Annotated in this window: 14 protein-coding genes; 6 read left to right on the top strand and 8 right to left on the bottom strand. The window is 73.8% G+C overall.

Going from position 1 to position 18,733, the window contains the following annotated elements; all coding sequences use genetic code 11:
- Positions 1 to 260: 260 nt before the first annotated feature.
- The 5 genes from IG74_RS0140950 (at position 261) to IG74_RS0140930 (ending at position 5,545) form a co-directional block, all read left to right on the top strand.
- Positions 261 to 842 carry a single-stranded DNA-binding protein gene (locus IG74_RS0140950; protein ID WP_063761337.1) on the top strand — a complete coding sequence of 194 codons (582 nt, stop codon included), beginning with the start codon at positions 261 to 263 and terminating at the stop codon, positions 840 to 842.
- 315 nt (positions 843 to 1,157) lie between these two features.
- On the top strand, positions 1,158 to 2,582 hold the full coding sequence (locus IG74_RS0140945; RefSeq protein ID WP_199818964.1) for a Cys-Gln thioester bond-forming surface protein: 1,425 nt from the start codon (positions 1,158 to 1,160) through the stop codon (positions 2,580 to 2,582).
- Between the two features lie 179 nt (positions 2,583 to 2,761).
- A complete protein-coding gene (gene ettA, locus IG74_RS0140940; RefSeq protein ID WP_030688038.1) occupies positions 2,762 to 4,426 on the top strand; it encodes an energy-dependent translational throttle protein EttA in 1,665 nt (554 codons plus the stop codon).
- A 1-nt stretch (position 4,427) separates the two neighbouring features.
- Complete coding sequence (locus IG74_RS0140935) at positions 4,428 to 4,862, top strand: acyl-CoA thioesterase (RefSeq protein WP_030688036.1); 435 nt, start codon at positions 4,428 to 4,430, stop codon at positions 4,860 to 4,862.
- Positions 4,859 to 5,545: a hypothetical protein gene (locus IG74_RS0140930; RefSeq protein ID WP_030688033.1), complete on the top strand. Its 687-nt coding sequence runs from the start codon at positions 4,859 to 4,861 to the stop codon at positions 5,543 to 5,545. The genes IG74_RS0140935 and IG74_RS0140930 overlap by 4 nt, the downstream gene beginning before the upstream one ends.
- Before the next feature lie 33 nt (positions 5,546 to 5,578).
- Here the strand turns inward: IG74_RS0140930 and IG74_RS0140925 are convergent, their stop codons facing one another.
- The gene (locus IG74_RS0140925; protein WP_030688031.1) at positions 5,579 to 5,983 is read right to left on the bottom strand and encodes a globin; all 405 of its coding nucleotides are present in this window, start codon (positions 5,981 to 5,983) and stop codon (positions 5,579 to 5,581) included.
- An 85-nt stretch (positions 5,984 to 6,068) separates the two neighbouring features.
- Here IG74_RS0140925 and IG74_RS0140920 point away from each other — a divergent pair, with 85 nt between their 5' ends.
- Positions 6,069 to 7,058, top strand: a complete 990-nt coding sequence (locus tag IG74_RS0140920; protein ID WP_030688029.1) for a methyltransferase domain-containing protein — start codon at positions 6,069 to 6,071, stop codon at positions 7,056 to 7,058.
- A 36-nt stretch (positions 7,059 to 7,094) separates the two neighbouring features.
- Here IG74_RS0140920 and IG74_RS0140915 read toward each other — a convergent pair whose 3' ends face one another.
- From IG74_RS0140915 to IG74_RS0140885, 7 genes are all read right to left on the bottom strand, one after another.
- Positions 7,095 to 8,972, bottom strand: a complete 1,878-nt coding sequence (locus IG74_RS0140915) for an FHA domain-containing protein (protein WP_030688026.1) — start codon at positions 8,970 to 8,972, stop codon at positions 7,095 to 7,097.
- A gap of 140 nt (positions 8,973 to 9,112) precedes the next feature.
- On the bottom strand, positions 9,113 to 10,456 hold the full coding sequence (locus IG74_RS0140910; protein ID WP_030688024.1) for a vWA domain-containing protein: 1,344 nt from the start codon (positions 10,454 to 10,456) through the stop codon (positions 9,113 to 9,115).
- Positions 10,457 to 10,596: 140 nt separating this feature from the next.
- Complete coding sequence (locus IG74_RS0140905; RefSeq protein ID WP_030688021.1) at positions 10,597 to 11,940, bottom strand: PP2C family protein-serine/threonine phosphatase; 1,344 nt, start codon at positions 11,938 to 11,940, stop codon at positions 10,597 to 10,599.
- Between the two features lie 2 nt (positions 11,941 to 11,942).
- Positions 11,943 to 14,561 (bottom strand): serine/threonine-protein kinase, encoded by a 2,619-nt coding sequence (locus tag IG74_RS0140900; RefSeq protein WP_030688019.1) that lies wholly within the window; start codon positions 14,559 to 14,561, stop codon positions 11,943 to 11,945.
- On the bottom strand, positions 14,558 to 15,877 hold the full coding sequence (locus IG74_RS0140895) for a hypothetical protein (protein WP_030688016.1): 1,320 nt from the start codon (positions 15,875 to 15,877) through the stop codon (positions 14,558 to 14,560). Before IG74_RS0140895 ends, IG74_RS0140900 begins: the two co-directional genes overlap by 4 nt.
- Positions 15,878 to 15,975: 98 nt before the next feature.
- Positions 15,976 to 17,016: a glutamate ABC transporter substrate-binding protein gene (locus IG74_RS0140890; protein ID WP_030688013.1), complete on the bottom strand. Its 1,041-nt coding sequence runs from the start codon at positions 17,014 to 17,016 to the stop codon at positions 15,976 to 15,978.
- A 40-nt stretch (positions 17,017 to 17,056) separates the two neighbouring features.
- Entirely contained in the window at positions 17,057 to 18,523 is a 1,467-nt protein-coding gene (locus IG74_RS0140885; protein ID WP_234334619.1) for a hypothetical protein, read from the bottom strand.
- Positions 18,524 to 18,733 lie beyond the last annotated feature (210 nt).

The raw sequence follows: 18,733 nt of genomic DNA, 5'->3' as shown, positions 1-18,733 counted from the left end.
GGGCGCCACGGGTGAGCTACCGGGGGGGGCGGGGGGCGCTGCCGGGGGAGCGCCGCCGGGGGGGGCGCCGTCAGGTCGGGACGGAGGGCGCCGCGCGAAGCGGAGGGCTTCCGTCGGGTGACGGAGTTGTCCACAACCGGTGGGTAGGGCACAGCGCTCAGCGGGCCGGCCCCGATCGGCGCAGTCTGGATCTGCGGTCGTCGCGACCGCCGCCGACGCGGGAGATGCCCGTGCGCGGTGTGCGAGGGAGGGGTTCGGCGATGAACGACACGATGATCACGGTGGTGGGCCGGGTGGCGACGACGCCGGTGTTCCGGGAGCTGCCGTCCGGTCCGGTGACACGCTTCCGGATCGCGGTGACACCACGTCACTTCGACCGCACGAGGAACGAGTGGGCGGACGGACACACCAATTTCTTCACGGTCTGGTCCCGCCGGGCCCTCGGTGCGAATGTGCAGAGTTCGCTGTCCGTCGGCGAACAGGTCATCGTGCAGGGCAGGTTGAAGGTCAAGGACGAGGAGCGCGGCGGCCAGCACTGGGTGTCGGTGGACATCGACGCGTACGCGATCGGCCACGACCTGGCCCGCGGCACGTCCGCGTTCCGTCGGGCCAAGCCCCCGGCCCAGGTGCCGCTGGAGCGGGAACCGGCATGGGAGTCACCGGCGGAAGCCCCCGGTGAGGACGCAGATGCGGCGAGCGCCACGGCAGCAGCAGATGCGGCGAGCGGCACGGCAGCGGATGCGGTGAGCGACACGGCGGCCGCGGCGGATGTGACGCCCGAAGCGGAAGCGACGCCCGAAGCCGCGATGGGCGCCCGTCCGGAGCCGGTCGCGGTGGGCTGAAGCGCCGAAGGCCCGGCCCACCGCCCGCCGTTCCACCGTGAAGCGAGGGGAACAGAACCATGGATTTGTCGATAAGCCCAGCTCAACAGGGGCGTTGCCGATAACGATTCCGATTCGGATCGGTTGTCGGACAGTCGTACTGGGAACGGCGATGCGTCGCGTCTCTAGGATGCCGGGCGTGGCTCCGTGGGGCAGTTGATGCCCGCGTGGAGCGCTCGGCAGGTGACTCTGCTCGGTTGAGTCTGCTGGCGGGACCCGTCCCCCCATGTGAATCGGTCCTGCCCGGAGGGGAATTCTGTGTTTGCTGCGTTGTCCATACGGGGCCGGGGTGCCGTGCGCCTCGCCGTCGCGCTGGTCGCGTCCGGGCTCGTCTCGGCGGGCGCGACAGCCGTCGCGGCGGCGGCCGTGGCGACGGACGCCCCGCCGTACCGGGGCGGTGCCACCGCCACCCTGGACGGCCTGACGACCTACGGCCAGGCCGTCATCCGTGAGGACGGCGGCAGCCAGAGAGTCCCCGCGGGCCTCTTCGAGATGTCCGTGGACAACGGCGGCACCCTCCAGACGTACTGCGTCGACCTCCACAACCCCACGCAGAAGGACGCGCAGTACAAGGAGACCCCTTGGCGCGGCACGTCCCTGCACGCCAACCGCGACGCGGGCAAGATCCGCTGGATCCTCCAGCACTCCTACCCGCAGGTGAACGACCTCGCGGAGCTGGCCCGCAAGGCGGGCGCGGGCTCGCTCACCGAGGAGACGGCCGCGGCGGGCACCCAGGTGGCGATCTGGCGCTACTCCGACCGGGCCACCAGGGCCGAGGTGGAGGCGGTGGACCCGCGCGCCGAGAAGCTCGCGGACTATCTGGAGCGCAGCGCGCGCAGGAGCCCGGAGCCCAAGGCGTCGCTGACCCTGGAGCCGCCCGCCGTGTCCGGGCGCGCGGGGGAGCGGCTCGGCCCGGTGACCGTGCGGACGGACGCGGACAGCGTGACCGTCATACCGCCCGCCGACTCGGCGAGCGGAGTGAAGGTCGTCGGCAAGAACGGCAAGCCGGTGAAGTCGGCGTCCGACGGCGGCAAGCTGTACTTCGCCGTCCCCAAGGGCACACCGGACGGCACGGCCTCGCTGGAGGTGCAGGCGTCGACGACCGTGCCGGTCGGGCGGGCCTTCACCTCCGAGACCAGGAGCCAGACGCAGATCCTCGCGGGCTCCAGCGAATCGACGGTGTCCGCGACGGCGACCGCGCACTGGGCCAAGAAGGGCCCGATACCGGCGCTGTCCGCCGAGAAGAACTGCGCCGAGCGCGGCGTGGACATCACAGCGGGCAACAAGGGAGACGCGCCGTTCACCTTCCGCCTGATGGGCGCCGAGCACACCATCAAGGCCGGTGAGACACGGACGGTGACGGTCCCGCTCCAGGAGGACCAGGCCTACGACTTCGTGATCACCGGGCCCGGCGGCTTCGAGAAGCGCTTCAGCGGCGTGCTCGACTGCAGGACCGAGGCCGCCATGGCCGGCGTCGGCGGCAAGGCGCAGCCCGCGCCGCAGCCGAGCCCCGCGTCGGCGGGCGGCACGTCCGGGAGCGGCGACCTCGCGGCCACCGGCGGGTCGAACGCCACGCCCCTGATAGCCGGGCTCGCGATCGCCCTGGTCGTGGTCGGCGGCGGCGCGGTCTTCCTGCTGCGCAAGAAGCAGGACCCGGCCGGGACCGGCGAGACCACCCCGACCGCCCCGACCGAGGAGTGAGCACACCGTGACCGACCGGTCACGGTGCGAGCGCCCGGCCCCGGACCCACCGCCCCCATCTCCGGCGGGCGGCGCCCACGGGCCGGGCGGGCCGCGCGGCTATCCGGTTTTCTCCGAGGGCTAGCCGTACGGCAAGATGGGGTGTATCTGCCCACACACTGATTGCCGGACGGTTTCTCTTGGCTGAGTACATCTACACCATGCGCAAGGCGCGCAAGGCGCACGGCGACAAGGTGATCCTTGACGATGTCACCTTGAACTTCCTGCCTGGCGCGAAGATCGGTGTCGTGGGTCCGAACGGCGCCGGTAAGTCCACGGTGCTGAAGATCATGGCAGGTCTGGAGCAGCCGTCGAACGGCGACGCCTTCCTGTCGCCCGGCTTCACCGTCGGCATGCTCCTGCAGGAGCCGCCGCTCGACGAGTCCAAGACCGTCCTGGAGAACGTCCAGGACGGCGCCGCCGAGATCATGGGCAAGCTCAAGCGGTTCAACGAGGTCGCCGAGCTGATGGCGACGGACTACTCCGACGCGCTCATGGAGGAGATGGGCAAGCTCCAGGAGGACCTCGACCACGCCAACGCGTGGGACCTGGACACCCAGCTCGAGCAGGCCATGGACGCCCTCGGCTGCCCGCCCGGCGACTGGCCCGTCACCAACCTCTCCGGTGGTGAGCGCCGCCGCGTCGCGCTCTGCAAGCTCCTCCTCGAGGCGCCCGACCTGCTGCTCCTCGACGAGCCCACCAACCACCTGGACGCCGAGTCCGTGCAGTGGCTGGAGCAGCACCTCGCGAAGTACCCGGGCACCGTCGTCGCCGTGACCCACGACCGGTACTTCCTGGACAACGTCGCCGAGTGGATCCTGGAGCTCGACCGCGGCCGCGCCCACCCGTACGAGGGCAACTACTCCACGTACCTCGACAAGAAGGCCACCCGCCTCAAGGTCGAGGGCCAGAAGGACGCCAAGCGCGCCAAGCGCCTCAAGGAAGAGCTGGAGTGGGTCCGCTCCAACGCCAAGGGGCGGCAGGCCAAGTCCAAGGCGCGACTCTCCCGCTACGAGGAGATGGCCGCCGAGGCCGACAAGATGCGGAAGCTGGACTTCGAGGAGATCCAGATCCCGCCGGGCCCGCGCCTGGGCAACATCGTCGTCGAGGTCAACAACCTCTCCAAGGCCTTCGGTGAGAAGGTGCTCATCGACGACCTGAGCTTCACGCTGCCGCGCAACGGCATCGTGGGCGTCATCGGTCCGAACGGCGCCGGCAAGACCACGCTGTTCAAGATGATCCAGGGCCTGGAGACCCCGGACTCCGGCAGCATCAAGGTCGGCGACACCGTCAAGATCTCCTACGTCGACCAGGGCCGCGCCAACATCGACCCGAAGAAGACGCTGTGGGCCGTCGTCTCCGACGAGCTGGACTACATCAACGTCGGCCAGGTCGAGATGCCCTCGCGCGCCTACGTGTCCGCGTTCGGTTTCAAGGGCCCGGACCAGCAGAAGCCCGCGGGCGTGCTCTCCGGTGGTGAGCGCAACCGCCTCAACCTGGCGCTGACCCTCAAGCAGGGCGGCAACCTGCTGCTCCTCGACGAGCCGACCAACGACCTGGACGTCGAGACCCTGTCGTCCCTGGAGAACGCGCTCCTGGAGTTCCCGGGCTGCGCCGTGGTCGTCTCCCACGACCGCTGGTTCCTGGACCGAGTCGCCACGCACATCCTGGCGTACGAGGGCGAGTCCAAGTGGTTCTGGTTCGAGGGCAACTTCGAGTCGTACGAGAAGAACAAGATCGAGCGCCTCGGCCCGGACGCGGCTCGTCCGCACCGTGCCACCTACAAGAAGCTCACCCGGGGCTGACATGGCCCGTCATCTGTACAGCTGCCCGCTGCGGTGGTCGGACATGGACGCCTTCGGGCACGTCAACAACGCGGTCTTCCTGCGGTACTTGGAAGAGGCGCGCATCGACTTCATGTTCCGGCTCTCGTCGGACGACGGCCCGTCGTTCTCCGGCGGGTCCGTGGTGGCGCGGCACGAGATCGACTACCTGCGGCCGTTGGTGCACCGGCACGAGCCGGTCACCATCGAGTCGTGGGTGACGAAGATAGGCGCCGCCTCGCTGACGGTCTCGTACGAGATCAAGGACCCGGAGACGGTGTACGTGCGGGCGACGACGGTCGTCGTGCCGTTCGACCTGCGGGCGCAGCGGCCGCGGCGGATCACCGCTGAGGAGCGCGCCGTCCTGGAGGAGTACCAGGACGACAGCGCCGGTGGTGCGGAGGCGCTGGTCGCATGACCGCGCGGCTGCACTTCGTGGACCCCGGGGAGGCGGCGGACCTGGCCGCCTTCCTGGCCCGCCTGGTCCACTACGACAAGGCGGCCGCGGTGCGGTTGCAGGCGGCGGGGGAGACGCTCGCCGTGTTCGGGCGGCCGCCGTCGTTCGAGGTCCTCGCGATCCGGACGGCGCGGCTCGCCAAGCCGTACGAGGACGGGCTGGACACCTCGCTCGACGTGACGGTGTCCGCGGGCGAGTTCCTTGAGTCCGTGGGGGACTCGGCGGACTCGGCAGGGACGGCGGGCACCGCTGTCGTGCCCGCCGCCGTGACCGGGCCGCCGTGGGCCGGTGTGCTGCCGCCGCGGGGCGGCTGGGAGCGGGTTCCCGGCCTTCCGGGCGCGCCCGACGTGCGCGCCCTGGTGCGCGCGGCCGTCGGCGAATTCCGGGCCCGGGTGGAGGAGTTGGCGCCGGAGCGGAGGGTGCGGGCGGAGCTGGACCGGGTGGGCCGGGAGATCTGGTCCCGGGTCGTTCCGGGCACGGGCCTTCCCGTGCGGGCCGCGCACGCGGCGCAGTCCCTCGGGTTCCTGCGGGGGGACTCCCTCGACCTGCTGTCGGCGGGGGTCTGGCTGCGGCTTCGTACGCCCTACGGATCCGTCGCGCTGCGGCGCGCGGGCGTGGGGGCGCTGGCCGTCAGCCCTGTGTGAGCGCCCGCCCGGCGAGGGGAGCGGCAGAGGCCGTCAGCCCGGGGTGTTCACCATGGAAGCCGCCGCGTAGGTCAGGTAGTTCCACAGCGTGTGCTCGTGTTCCTCGGAGAGGTTCAGGGAGTCGACCGCGTCGCGCATGTGCTTGAGCCAGGCGTCGTGGGCCGCGCGGTCGACCGTGAAGGGGGCGTGGCGCATGCGCAGCCGGGGATGGCCGCGGTTGTCGCTGTAGGTGCGGGGGCCGCCCCAGTACTGCATGAGGAAGAGCACGAGGCGCTCCTCGGCCGGGCCCAGGTCCTCCTCCGGGTACATGGGGCGCAGGAGCGGGTCCTCGGCGACCCCCTCGTAGAACCGGCGGACCAGGCGCCTGAAGGTGTCCTCGCCGCCGACCTGTTCGTAGAAGGTCTGCTCCTGAAGCGTGCCGCGCGGGATCTCATTCACGTCTCCATGGTCTCAGACGCCGCGGCCGAGGACGGAAGGCTTAGGACCGCTCGCATCGGACGGCCGGGGGCAGCACAGTGGGGGTATGGGTGCGCAAGCTCCGCTCAGGGACGAACCCGACCCCGTCGTCGCCGCCGAGGCGCGGGCCGCTCTGGTGCGGGACATCGAGGCGGGCGGCGCCTTCGACGACGATCCCGGCTGGCGGGAGGCGTTCGACGCGGTGCCGCGGCACGTGTTCGTGCCCTACTACTACGTGAGCCTGGCCGGGGGCTACGAGCGGCTGTGGGGCGAGGACCCCGATCCGGTGCGGCGGGCCAGATGGCTGCGCGGGGCGTACGCGGACGCGCCGCTGGCCACGCGCGTACGGGACGGGGACCTCGTCTCCTCCAGCAGCCAGCCCTCGCTCATGGCCAAGATGCTGGTGGAGCTCCAGGTCGGTGACGCGGGACCGTGCGACGTCCTGGAGATCGGGGCGGGCACCGGCTACAACGCGGCGCTGCTCGCGCACCGCCTCGGCGACGGCCACGTCACGACCGTCGACCTGGACCCGGAGATCACCGAGTCGGCGCGGCGGCACCTGGCCGTGGCCGGGTACCGGCCCACCGTCGTTACCGGGGACGGGGCCGCGGGGTGCGCGCGCCGGGCGCCGTACGACCGCATCATCGCGACCTGCACGCTGAGCTCGGTGCCGCGGCCGTGGCTGGGGCAGTGCCGCCCCGGAGCCCTGGTGCTCGCGCCCCTCGCGACGGGGCTCATCGCGCTGCGGGTGCGGGACGCCACGCATGCGGAGGGGCGGTTCCTGCACACCCCCGCGTACTTCGTGCCGCTGCGCGGCGGCAGCGGCCGGGTGGCGCAGGAGCCGCCCCTCGGCGGGCTGCCGCGCCGGGCGCTGCAGAGCGAGCTGTTCCGGTTCCTCCTGGAGCTGACGGCCGGGACCCTGGATCCGTACGAGGCGCTGGCGCTGTGGCAGCGGGAGCGGCGGCCGGTGCGGGAGCGGTTCGGGGTGACGGTCAGCGGGGAGTACGCGTGGGCGTGGCTCGACGACCCCGAAGGGCCGTACGCCTGGCCGCTGTGACGGCGGGCGTACGGCCCTTCGAGGTGCGTGCGGGGGTCAGTCGCGGCGGACGGTGATCGTCGTCCAGGCGCCTACGTGCACCTTGTCGCCGTCCTGGAGCGGGACGGGGACGAACGGCTGGATGGGCTCCTCGCCGCCGTTGACCGTGGTGCCGTTGGTCGAGTTCTGGTCGACGACCGCCCAACCGCCGTCGGGCTGCTGGACCAGGATCGCGTGCTGGTGCGATACGCCCGGGTCCTCCGGCGGCACCGACAGGTCGATGTCGGGGGTGTCGCCGGTGGAGTGGCGGCGGCGGCCGATCGTGACCTGGTTGCCGATCAGCGGGTGGTGCTGCTCGGGCGAGTACGCGGGCAGGTTCAGGCCCGCGGCCTCGGGGCCGCTGCGCTGCATCATCGCCATGAAGTACTCGCGGTCGGGGCCGACGGTCGCGGTCCAGTTCGCCGGGCCCTGCGGCTGCGCCGGGGGCGGGAAGCCGGGCGCGGGCTGCCCGGGGGCCTCGGCCGACGGCGGCGAGATGACCCAGTCGTCCCCGCCGGTCTGCGGTCCCGAGGGACCGGGGCCGGGCGGCGGGGGTCCCTGCGGGGCACCGGTCTCGCGCGGGAACGCGGGCGGCGCGGGGGGACCCTGCTGGAACCCCTGCGGCGCGATCGGCTCGGCAGGACGGTTCACCTGCGAGGGCCGGGAGCCCTGGTAGTCGAAGGCGTCGTGGCCGGAGCCGGCGGGCGGGGGGAACTGGGAACCGGGGGGCGGGCCACCGGGGCCACCGGGGCCGCCAGGACCGCCAGGGCCACCGGGACGGCCGGGGCCACCAGGCCCACCGGGTCCACCGGGTCCGACAGGACCACCGGGGCCGTCGGGCGCACCAGGGCCACCCGGGCCGCCGGGGCCGTCGGGACCGCCGAAGGGACGGGGACCGCCGGGGCCACCTGGGCCGCCGGGCCCACCAGGACCGCCGGGGCCGTCGTACGGGCGGGGCCCACCGGGGCCGCCGGGCCCGCCGGGGCCGTCGCCGAAGGGGCGGGGCCCACCGGGACCGCCCGGCGCACTGGGCCCACCGGGACCCTCGCCGAAGGGACGGGCGCCACCGGGCGCACCAGGCCCACCAGGTCCACTAGACCCACCAGGCCCACCGGGCGCACCCGGCCCACCGGGACCCTCGGGGCCACCGAACGGACCAGGACCGCCGGACGGACCGGGACCACCAGGCCCACCAGGACCGCCGCCAGGCCTACCAGGACCCTCCGGGCCGCCGAAGGCACCGGGCCCGCCGGGGGCACCGGGCTGGCCGGGGCCACCGGGACCGCCGCCGGGGCCACCGGGCTGGCCGGGGCCACCAGGACCGCCGGGGCCGCCGAACGGCCCGCGGCCTCCGGGCGCACCCGGCCCACCGGGCTGCCCGAACGGACCGCCGGGACCGCCGGGACCACCCGGCGCACGCACGGGCCCGCCGGGGCCGCCAGGTCCACCGGGCCCGCCGGGGCCGCCAGGTCCACCAGGACCGCCGGGCCCCTGGGGCCCACCGGGCCCGTCGAAGCCGGGTCCGGCCGGTCGGCCCGGGGTGGGCATCCCGGCGGACGTGGGCAGCGGCGGGTTCGGCGCGGCCGGTGTGTACGACGTCGCCGTGTTCGTCAGGAAGTTCCAGCGGCACTCCTCGCAGAATGGCGCGTTCGCCTCGCGGGGGGTGCGGCACTGGGGGCACAGCTCGGGCTCGCGGTTCGGCACCGCGGCCAGGTGCGGGCGGCCGCCGCCGGGCGCGGGCGGCGGGCCGGGCTGTCCGGGCGCGGCCGGCGGGTAGCCGTAACCGGCGGCCGGGGGCGGCGGGGGAGGCGGCGGTACGGCACCGGCCATGCGGTGACCGCAGACCTCGCACCAGTCGTCGGAACCCGACTGGTGTCCGTTCGGGCAGGTCGGCATGTCGGCGCTTCCCCCTCTCCTTCTCCGGCCCGAGGGCCGTGTGCGGTGCTTGTCCGGTACGGGCAGACGTAGCTGTACTGCGCCGTCGTATCACGACGCTCCGTGCCGTCGTATGACGAGGGACACGTCGCTTGCTCGTGCTACTTCTTCACGCGCACGGTCTTCGTCGAGCGCGTCTCGAGCGTCATCTCGTCGGCCTCGGCGACGCGCGCCTTCAATCGAACAGTACCTGTCGTGGCGTCCACGACGTCCACCACCTTCGAAAGCAGCTTCGCGGTGTCCTCGTTGCCGGAGGCACTGGCGAGCTGAACGGCCCGGCCCAGTTTGGCCGTTGCCCCGTCGAGGTCGCCCAGCTTGCGGGCGTCGAGGCCCTGCTGGATCACCTGGGCCAGCTCGGCCTGGCCGGTGTAGTGCGCGACCTGCGGATTGATGGAGGTGGAGGCCGACAGGTCGTCGGTCCACACCGCCCGCACCAGGCCCTGGGACAGGGTCTGCACGGTGCCGTCGGCCTGCGGCACCACCAGGGAGACGCGGGCGGCGAGCATCTCCTGGCCGAGCTCGGCGCCCGGGACGCGGACGCAGACGTGGTAGTCGCGGGACTCGTCGCCCCAGGAGCCGGTCGGGTAGTCGCCCGCGCGCGGCCCGGCCTCGGTGCGCCGGTCAGTCAACTCCTCGACGGTGGGCGCCACTTGCTTGACGAAGACGATCTCGACGCCCAGCGGCGTCCACAGCCGCAGGCTGACGTCGGCGACCTCCTTGCCCATGGCGGTCTCCATCATGCGCGTGAAGTCGTCGGCGAGCCCGGCGGGGTCGGCGACGATGTCGGCCGTGCCGAGCAGCGCGGAGGCGATGCCTGTGACCTCTTTCACCTCCCAGTCGGTGCCGACGCCGCGGGCGTCGCAGGTGAAGCGGCCCGCGCAGGCGTCGAGGGAGGCGCGCAGGGCGTCGGGCGACTCGTGTTCGTTGCGGCCGTCGGTGAGCAGGATGCCGTGCCGTATCGACACCTCGGCGGAGGCGAGCAGCCGGTCGGCGAGGCGCAGCCAGGTGCCGATGGCGGTGCCGCCGCCCGCGCTGAGCTTGCGCAGGGCCTCCTTGGCCTGGGCGCGGGTCTGCGGACCCGCGACGGCCAGGCGGCCGCCGCCGGGGTAGACCTCCTTGGCGACGTGGGTGCCGCCGATGACGGCGAAGTGCACGCCGTCGCGCAGCGCGTCGACGGCGGCGGCCGTGGCGTCGCGGGCGCCGCGCATCTTCGTCGGCGGGTAGTCCATGGAGCCCGAGCAGTCGACCATGATGGCGACGGCGGCGTCCGGGCCCTGGCCCGCCGCGTACAGATGGGGCGCGCTGACGGCGGAGCCGATGGTGCCGCCGCCGGTGGAGGTCACCGTGGCGATCGCGTTGACCTCCCGGCCGCCCTCCGGGAGGTACTCGTTCTGATAGACGTCGACGCTGAACTGCGGAACGCTCGACTTGAAGAAATTGGCCATGGTTGCTGTTCCCCCCTGAGACGGTTCCCACGGCGGTCCCACGGTGTGGGCGCACGCATGAAGTGCGGGTGCGCGGCGGACCGTTGAGGCTCCTGCCGGACGAGGATCCCGGCGCGGGCGACGGCGTCGCGCCCGGACCGCTAGGCCGATCCTGCCCCTCGCGACGCGGCGGGGAACGGCAGGACCGCCACTGTTACGTTGTCGTGGCCGCCGCCGTCGAGGGCGTGGCCGACGAGCACCTGGGCGCTGTGCAGCGGCCGTTCGGCGGCGTCCGCGGGCACGGCCGCGGCCATCTCCTCGGCCGCCTCCGCGTAGTTCCACAGGCCGTCGGTGCACACCACCACTACACCCGGACGGTCCGGTTTGAAGGAAGCGGTGTGCGGTTCCAGTTCGTACGCGTCGGCGCCGAGCCAGCCCGTGATGGCGTGGGCGCGCTCGTCGGCGTACGCCTCGGCCTCGTTCATCAGGCCCGCGGCGACCATCTGGGCGGCCCAGGAGTCGTCCTCGGTGAGGCGGACGGCGGGGCCCGTGCGGTCGACCGGCACCCAGTAGACGCGGCTGTCGCCGACCCAGCCGACGACGAGCAGGCCGCCGGTGACGACGGCGCCGACGAGGGTGCAGGCGGGCGCGTTCTGGTGCGGGTGGTGCTCGCGGGCCGTCGCGGGCTCGGCGGCCAGGGCGTTGACGGCGTCGGCGGCGGCGACGATCGCGTCGTGCATGGCCTGCTGCGGGTGGATGCCGCGCGGCAGGGCCGCCCGGAGCGAGGCGTCGGCGGCGCGGGCCGCGGCCGCGGAGGCCTCGTCGGGGCGGGTCGCCGACGAGACGCCGTCGCAGACGATCGCGGTGACGGCGGGGGCGCCGTCGGGCAGGGCGGCCGTGGAGATCGCGAAGGCGTCCTCGTTGCGGTGGTGGCGCAGGCCGCGGTCGCTGACGGCGGCGACGGCGTCAAGCTCCTGCTCCATGTGGTCGCGCTCGCGCGGCTGGGCGTGCCCGCAGTTCTCGCAGTAGCCGTCGGGCGCGACGCTGCCCGCGCGGCAGGCGACGCAGATCTTGGCGTCCGCGGCCGGCGCGGGCTCCGCCGCGGGGGCCGCGGGCGCGGAGGCGCGCGGGTCGGGGGCGGGCAGCGGGTAGTCGTCGGGCTCGGCCGCCGCGTCGCGGTCGGCGTGTCCGTCCCGCGCGTCGGCGCTCTCCCGTACGCGTACGTCGTCCGCGTCCTGGGTCTCGCTCGCGGCGATGTCGCCCCGGGTGTCGCGCGCGGCCTCGGGTGCCGCGGGCCACGCGTCGGGCTCGGCCGGGGCCGCCGCCGGGGGCTCGGCGCCGTTGCGGGGCAAGCCGTTGATCGCCAGCGTGGGGCGGTCGTCGGGTGACACCGTGGTCGCCGAGAGGTTGTAGCCGCACGCGCCGCAGTACAAGTCGCCCGATTCGAGGGGCCACTCGCAGCTGGGACACGTCGACAGGGCCGCCGGTTGGTGCATTTCCGACATCCTCACACCCACGTCCGGGGGCGGAAACGGTTTGCCCGCTCCACCAGTTCGATCCTTTCCTCGCCACCCTGGGCGAGCCGGGCGAGCGTCCGGTACGCGCGCTCCAGGCCGAACCGGAGGCCGCGCTCGTCCAGATCGCTGCCGAGCAGTACGGTCCGCGGGTGCCGGTTGCCGGAGGCCGTCGACGGAGCGGAAGCGTGACCAGAGTGTCTACCGGAGAGTACCCAGTCGAGCGCCGTGCCGAGCACCTCGGTCGACAGATGCTCCCTGCGCACGGCGTCGAGCCCGAAGCCCGCGAGGGCCTCCACCTGCCCGGCGGCGGCCCTCAGGTCGTCGAGGAACCCCGCGCCCGGCCCCTGCCCCGTGTCGAACGTCATACGCCGCCGCAGCCGCGCCCGCACCGCCGCCACCCGGGCGGCCGTGTAGTGGATCGACGACTCCGGTACGGACTCCAGGGTCCGTACGGCGCCCGCGCGGTCGCCGGTGGCCAGCTGCACGCGGGCCAGGCCGAAGGCGGCGCTGACGTAGCTCGGGTCGGTGGTCCAGACGAGGCGGTAGTACTCGGCGGCGTTGTCCAGCTGGCCGAGGACCTCGGCGCACAGGCCGAGGGCGAGCTTGGGCGCGGGCTCGCCGGGGAACGCGTCGTAGATTGCGTCGAAGGACAGCGCCGCGTTCTCGTGGTCGCCGGTGGCCAGGGCGGCGACGCCCCGGTACCAGACGACCCGCCAGTCGTCCGGGTGGTCCTGCTCCAGGGCCTCGAGGGCGCCCGCGGCCAGGGCGTGCTCGGCCAGGGTGAGGCGGACGCGCAGCTCGCGCAGGCGGAGTTCGGCGGAGCGGGTGGGCGCCGCCTGGAGGGCGGCGATCAGTTCGCCGCCGCCGGTGGAGTCGACCAGGCCCGCGAGGAAGCCCGCGTTCGGGTCGGTGGGGTCGACTCTGGGGACGGGCAGGGCGAGGGCGGCGGCCGGGGTGTCCAGGGGTCTGACGGGCACGGGGGCGCCCGCCGGGGTGCCGTTGCCCTCGGCCGGGGCCCCGGCCGTACGGGCGCGGGGCACAGCGGAAACGCCGACAGGGCCGCTGCCCGCAGCGGTGGCGGCGGCGACGCGCGAGCCGAGCAGGGAGACCTCGCCCTCGATCTCGCCGAAGAGTTCCGTGTCCGTGACCTTCAGTTCCGGGCCGAACAGGGTCGAGAGCGCCGGGCGGGGGCGGCCGCTCTGGAGGGCCACGACCTCGCGCAGGACGCCCGTCAGCTGTTCGGCCATCTCCTGGGCGGAGGCGAAGCGGCGGGCCGGGTCGGGGTCGGTGGCCCGGACGAGCAGCCGGTAGAAGGACTCGTACCGCCGGAAGACCTCGATGTGGTCGGGGTCGGGCAGGGAGTCCACGAAGACGCTGGTGTAGCCCTGGAAGTCGAAGGTGAGCACCGCGAGGGTGCGGGCCACCGTGTACAGGTCGGACGCCACGGAGGGGCCGACCTCCGCGACCTCCGGCGCCTGGTAGCCCACCGTGCCGTAGATCGCGGACTCGGTGTCGTCCATGCGGCGGACCGCGCCCATGTCGATGAGCTTGAGCTGGTCCCCGGTCTGGATGGCGTTGTCGACCTTGAAGTCGCAGTACAGCAGGTTGCGGCTGTGCAGGTGGCCGAGGGCCTCCAGGGCGTCGATGCCGTAGGCGCAGGCCTGCTCGACCGGCAGCGGGTCGCGCTTGCCGCCCGCGGTGCGGCGGCCGTTGGCGATCTCCTTGAGGGACTTGCCGCCCACGTACTCCATGACGATGTAGCCGTCCATGGAGCCCGTGCGCTGGTCGAGGTGCTCGACGAAGTTGTAGATCCGCACGATGTTGGCGTGCTCGATCTCGGCGAGGAAGCGGCGCTCGGCGATCGCGGCGGCCATGGCGTCCTGGTCGCCCGTGTCGAGCAGGCCCTTGAGGACCACCCAGCGGTCGGACACCGCGCGGTCCACCGCCAGGTACACCCAGCCGAGGCCGCCGTGCGCGAGGCAGCCCACGACCTCGTACTGGCCGTGGACGATGTCGCCCGGGTTCAGCTTGGGCACGAAGGAGTACGGGTGGCCGCACTTGGTGCAGAAGCCCTCCGTGCGCCCCGCCCGGTCGCCGCGCGCGCGGCCCACCGGGGCGCCGCAGTCGGAGCGCGAGCAGAACCGCTTGCGCTCGGGCACCTCGGGGTCGCGCTGCACCGCGTCGCGCGGGTCGGGGCGCGGCACCGCGGGCACGGCCACCAGGCCCATGCCGAGCCGGGAGCGCGCCGAAGAGCCGCTGGACGCGCCCGAGCTGCGGACGGAGACCGAGCGCGACGACGTACGGCCAGAGAGGGAGCGCGAGAGGCGGCCGGAGACCGAGCGGCGCGACGACTGGGAGCGGGACGAGCGCGAACTGCCGCGCGTGGAGCGGGAACCCGCGGCGGACCGGCCCGAGGCGTCCGAGTCCTTGCCGCCGCCGGTGACGCCGGTCGCGGGCGAGCCCACCATGCCGTGCGGCGAGACGACCGGGGCGAGCCCGCAGGTGTCGCAGTACAGCTCGCCGCCGCCCACGTCCTCGTACGCGCCCGTGCAGCCGGGCCGCTGGCACGGTCGCGGCCCCGTGGGCTTTCCGGCCGTGTGCTCGCTCATGCGTCCCCCCTCCGGTCGGCGGGCCCGCCCGGTTGCGGGACCCGCGGTGCCAGGGCCTCGGCGGCGGCCTGCTGGAAGCGCAGCACCGCCTGCTCGGCCACGCGCAGGTCGCAGGGCGCGCTCCAGAGCATCCGGCGCGCGGTGTCGTACCGCTCGATGAGGAGCGGGTCCTCGGCGAGGCCGTGCCGGGCGACCTTCGCCTTGTACGCGTCGAGGCGGCCGCGCAGCTCCGCGCGGACCGCGAGCGGCGCGGTGACGGCGGTCAGCGACTCGCGGGCGCGCAGGAGTTCGTCCTCGGCCTTCTGCTCCAGGGACTCGAGCAGCGGCGAGAGCCGGTGCCACTGGGCGTTGCGGCGGTAGTCGGCGGCCATCGCGAGCTGCTCCTGGAGGGCCGTCGGCGGCCCGGAGACGGCGGGCACCTCGGACGCGGCGATCTTCGCGAGCACCTCGCCGCGCGCGGAGCGGGCCTCGGCGAGGGTGCGGTCCGCGCGCGAGAGCAGGTCGCGCAGCTTGCCGAGCCGGGCCTCGGCGTCCTGGCGCACGGTGAGCACGGCGTCGATCTCCCGGCGCACGTCCTCCAGGGCGCGGGCCGCGGTGTCGTAGCGGTCGGTGTGCGGGCGGCCGCCGCCGGGGGCCGAACTGCCGGGCGCGGGCAGCCAGAACGCCAGCGGGTCGGACACCACCTGCTCGCGCAGCAGGGCCAGCTCCCGCGTGATGCTCTCCAGGTCGTCGCCCGAGGGGTGCTCGCCGGGGCGCACGCCCACGGAGTGCGCGAGCTGCCGGGTGCGCTGGAGTTCGGCGGCGAGCAGGTCGATGCGGGCGGGCAGCGCCGACCAGACGGCGTCGGCGGCGACGACCGTGTCCAGGGAGTGCGCGTACAGGTCGTTCATGCGCGCGACCAGCTCTTCGAGGCTGAACCGCTCGGTGAGCCTGGCCGGTCCCGTGATCGAGGGGGCGGCGCCCGACGCGGTCCCGCCCGCGAGCGTGACGCTCTCGCCGCGGAGCAGCAGCGTCAGCTCCAGCAGGTCGTCGCGGTTCGGCCAGCGCCTGCGCTCGCGCACCTCGCGGGCGGTGCGCAGGGCGCCCGCGTACGCGTCGAAGTACGTCCACAGGAGCGTGATCTGGCGCTCGGCGCCGAGCCACCGCTCCTGGGTGGTGCCGGTGAGCCGGGCGCCTTCGAGCAGGCGCCGGCCCGCGTGGTCCTGGAGGGCGAGGAGCGAGGTCTCGATCGCCTCGTGTTCGGCGTCGAGGCGGGCAAGGGCACGGTCCACCTCGTCCCGGTCCATGACGGGGCCGGGGGGTCCCGCGACGCTCATCGATCACCTCTCCGCTCTGCGTTGCGAACTCTTCAGTGCTGTCGGGTCAGTCGTCGGCTCCGGAGGCTCCGGGGGAGCCGCCCTCCTTCGGGGGCGGGTCAGTTCTTGTACTTGGGCTTCGGCGGGCGCGCGTCGTCGCCGAGGTCGTCGGCGAGCCAGGCGTCGTACGACTTCTTCCAGCCGTCCTCGCGGTAGTCCTCCAGGACGTCGTTCACCCGCCGCACCAGGTCGTCGGCGCCCTTCTTCATGGCCACGCCGTAGTACTCGGTGGTGAACGGCTTGCCCTTCAGCGCGACCGTCGGGTCCTGGGCGGCCTGGCCCGCGGCGAGCGCGCCGTCGGTGAGCACCGCGTCCACCTGGCCCAGCTGGAGCCGCACCAGGCAGTCGAGTTGGTTCGGCACCGTGGTCTTGATGTCGGCACCGAAGCTCTTCTCCTTGAGGGCGGCCTCCGCCGTGGAGCCCGCCGCCGAGCACACGCGCCGGCCCTTGAGGGTGTCGTTGTAGCCCGTGATGGTGGACTTCTTGGGGGCGAGCACCTGCTGTCCGGTCTCGAAGTAGGCGGTGGAGAAGTCGACTTGCTCGATGCGGGCGCAGTTGATGGTCATGGTGCGGACGACCATGTCGACCTGGCCGCTCTGGATGGCGGGGATGCGCTGGTTGGTCGGGATCGCCCGGAACACCACCGCGTCGCGGTCGCCGAGCAGGCGTTCGGCGATCTCGTGGGCGAGGTCGATGTCGAACCCCTCCAGCTCGCCCTTCTCCTTGTTCGGGTCGCGGTAGCCCCAGCGGTAGCTGTTCTGATCGACGCCCACGACCAGCTTCCTGACCTTGCGCTTCTTGATCGCTTCGAGCACCGGGCCGTCCTTGGGCGACGGCTTCAGGCTGCGCTCGGGCTCCTCGCACTCCTCGTCGGCGCGCGCGGGCGCGGCCTGCGTGAGCCGGTCGGCGTCCTTCGAACCCGCCTTCGCCGACGCGCTGTTGCCCCGCTCGCCGCTGCCGCCGTCGCTGAGCCGGGGCAGGACCAGGACGAGGGCGGTCGCCAGGAGGCAGGCGAGCGCCATCGTGGCCACGCCTCCCCAGCCGCGCAGCCGTGCCACGCCCCCGCCGTCCCACCGGGCCCCGTCACGTCGCGTACGCATCGTCCGCGTGCCTCCCTTCACCGCGTCACACCTGCCCCGTTCACCGGTACTCCGACAGCCTGCGGCCGATGCCGAGCACCGCGCCCGTCGCGCCGAGGACCGCGAGCACGGCGGCGCCGACGGGCAGGCCCGCCATGGCGCCCTTGCCGTCCTCCGCGGCCCGCTGGAACTCGCGCTGCTCGTGCGCGAGCGCCGTGTCGAGCGCGGCGTCCACATTGTCGAACGACTCGCCCGTCGAGGCGGACCCGGGCCCTCCCTTGGCGCCGCCGGAGCCGATGACCTTGTCGAGGGCGGCCTCGTAGCGGCCCGCGTCGTCGCTGGCGCGGGCCGACTTGTGCCGGTCCTTCCACACCGTCACGTTGTCCGCGGCCGTCGCGACCGGGCGCTTGCCCGCGTCGTCGTCGGCGAGCCGGGCCGCCTGCGCGAGCAGCCCGGAGTCGCCCGCGAGCCGCCGCATCTGCTGCTGGTAGGCGGTGTCGAACTTGTCCTTGCCCTCTTCGGTCGTCTCCGCGCCCCGGCTGACCAGGGTCAGGTTCTCGTTGCCCCGGGCCTTCAGGGAGCTGATCCGGGCGTCGTTGAGGACGGTCAGGGACCGTACGCCGTCGTCGTACGACGTGCTGAGGCCGGAGCGGGCCACGGTGTGGCCGACGACGAGCCAGAGCAGGACGACGGCCGCGGCCGTGCTGGCGGCCAGCAGGCCCGCGTTGAACACCCGGTTCGTCCGCCGGTAGTTGCGGCGCTGGGTCCACACGAGCGCGGCCAGGGCGAGGGCGCCGAGGGACAGCGCGGCCCACGGGTAGGGCTCGGCGTCGGCGTAGTCGTCGTCAAGGCGCTGGTTCTCGGCCTTGTAGAGCTTCTCCGCGGCGGGGAGCATGCGGGTCTGCATGGTGTCGTTCGCGTACCGCAGGTACGCGCCGCCGAGGGGCAGGCCCTGGCGGTTGTTGGCGCGGGCCCGCTCGATCAGGGACGTGTACTGGGGCAGCAGCTTGTTGAGCGCGCTGATCGCGGCGGCCGACGAGCCGTTGCCGCCGGAGCCCGCGTTCGCCGCGGCCGTGGCCAGCTTCTCGCTCGCCCGCTCGATGTCCCGCTGGTAGCGCTCCCTTATGTCCGCGGGCTCCTGGCCGCCGCCCAGGAAGCCGGTCGACGCGGCGGTGTTGGCGTCCGCGAGGGAGCGGTAGATCGCGGCGGCGTCCGCGCTCAGGGGCTGGCTGCGGTGCAGCACGCGGTCCGCGGCGTCCGCGCGCGACGTCGTCTCCCAGGTGGTGACCGCGCCGAACGCGAGGACCAGGGCGGCCACCACCGCGCCGATGACGCGGAGCCTGCCCGGTTCCGTGGTGGCCGCCTTGCGCAGGCGCTTGACGCCCTCCGCCCAGGCCGGCTCCCGGGCGGGCGCCTTGGGCGGTGGCTCGGGCAGCGCCTTCGGCTGCGCCGCGGGCGGTGCCTCGGGTGCTGCCTCGGGTGCTGCTGGCGGGTGTGTCACCTGGGCCTCGACCTCCCCCTTGGTCATCGGGCGTGGCACCGCCGCTTCTTCCTGGCCCCTGGGCCTTGGGCGGGAAGTGGTGCTCGGCCGCAAGTATCGCCGTCGGGGCGGGGATCCGCACGGGGCTTGCCTCGATCTTGTACGGATTGCGGTGGGCCGCACCTTGGAACACGCGCTCGACCCGTCCCCGGTTCCCTCCGCCCCGCCCCCCCCGCTACCGCGGCGGTTTCTCCCACC

The sequence above is a fragment of the Streptomyces sp. NRRL B-1347 genome, from assembly GCF_000720325.1.
Taxonomy (GTDB): Bacteria; Actinomycetota; Actinomycetes; order Streptomycetales; family Streptomycetaceae; genus Streptomyces.
This window is presented reverse-complemented; position numbering and strand designations above follow the sequence as displayed.

What these genes read in the sequence shown, in the direction of transcription:
- IG74_RS0140950 (WP_063761337.1), top strand. Translation starts at nt 261, where the DNA reads ATGAACGACACGATGATCACGGTGGTGGGCCGGGTGGCGACGACGCCG.
- IG74_RS0140935 (WP_030688036.1), top strand. Translation starts at nt 4,428, where the DNA reads ATGGCCCGTCATCTGTACAGCTGCCCGCTGCGGTGGTCGGACATGGAC.
- IG74_RS0140930 (WP_030688033.1), top strand. Translation starts at nt 4,859, where the DNA reads ATGACCGCGCGGCTGCACTTCGTGGACCCCGGGGAGGCGGCGGACCTG.
- IG74_RS0140920 (WP_030688029.1), top strand. Translation starts at nt 6,069, where the DNA reads ATGGGTGCGCAAGCTCCGCTCAGGGACGAACCCGACCCCGTCGTCGCC.
- IG74_RS0140915 (WP_030688026.1), bottom strand. Translation starts at nt 8,972, where the DNA reads ATGCCGACCTGCCCGAACGGACACCAGTCGGGTTCCGACGACTGGTGC.
- IG74_RS0140910 (WP_030688024.1), bottom strand. Translation starts at nt 10,456, where the DNA reads ATGGCCAATTTCTTCAAGTCGAGCGTTCCGCAGTTCAGCGTCGACGTC.
- IG74_RS0140905 (WP_030688021.1), bottom strand. Translation starts at nt 11,940, where the DNA reads ATGTCGGAAATGCACCAACCGGCGGCCCTGTCGACGTGTCCCAGCTGC.
- IG74_RS0140900 (WP_030688019.1), bottom strand. Translation starts at nt 14,561, where the DNA reads ATGAGCGAGCACACGGCCGGAAAGCCCACGGGGCCGCGACCGTGCCAG.
- IG74_RS0140895 (WP_030688016.1), bottom strand. Translation starts at nt 15,877, where the DNA reads ATGAGCGTCGCGGGACCCCCCGGCCCCGTCATGGACCGGGACGAGGTG.
- IG74_RS0140890 (WP_030688013.1), bottom strand. Translation starts at nt 17,016, where the DNA reads ATGCGTACGCGACGTGACGGGGCCCGGTGGGACGGCGGGGGCGTGGCA.
- IG74_RS0140885 (WP_234334619.1), bottom strand. Translation starts at nt 18,523, where the DNA reads ATGACCAAGGGGGAGGTCGAGGCCCAGGTGACACACCCGCCAGCAGCA.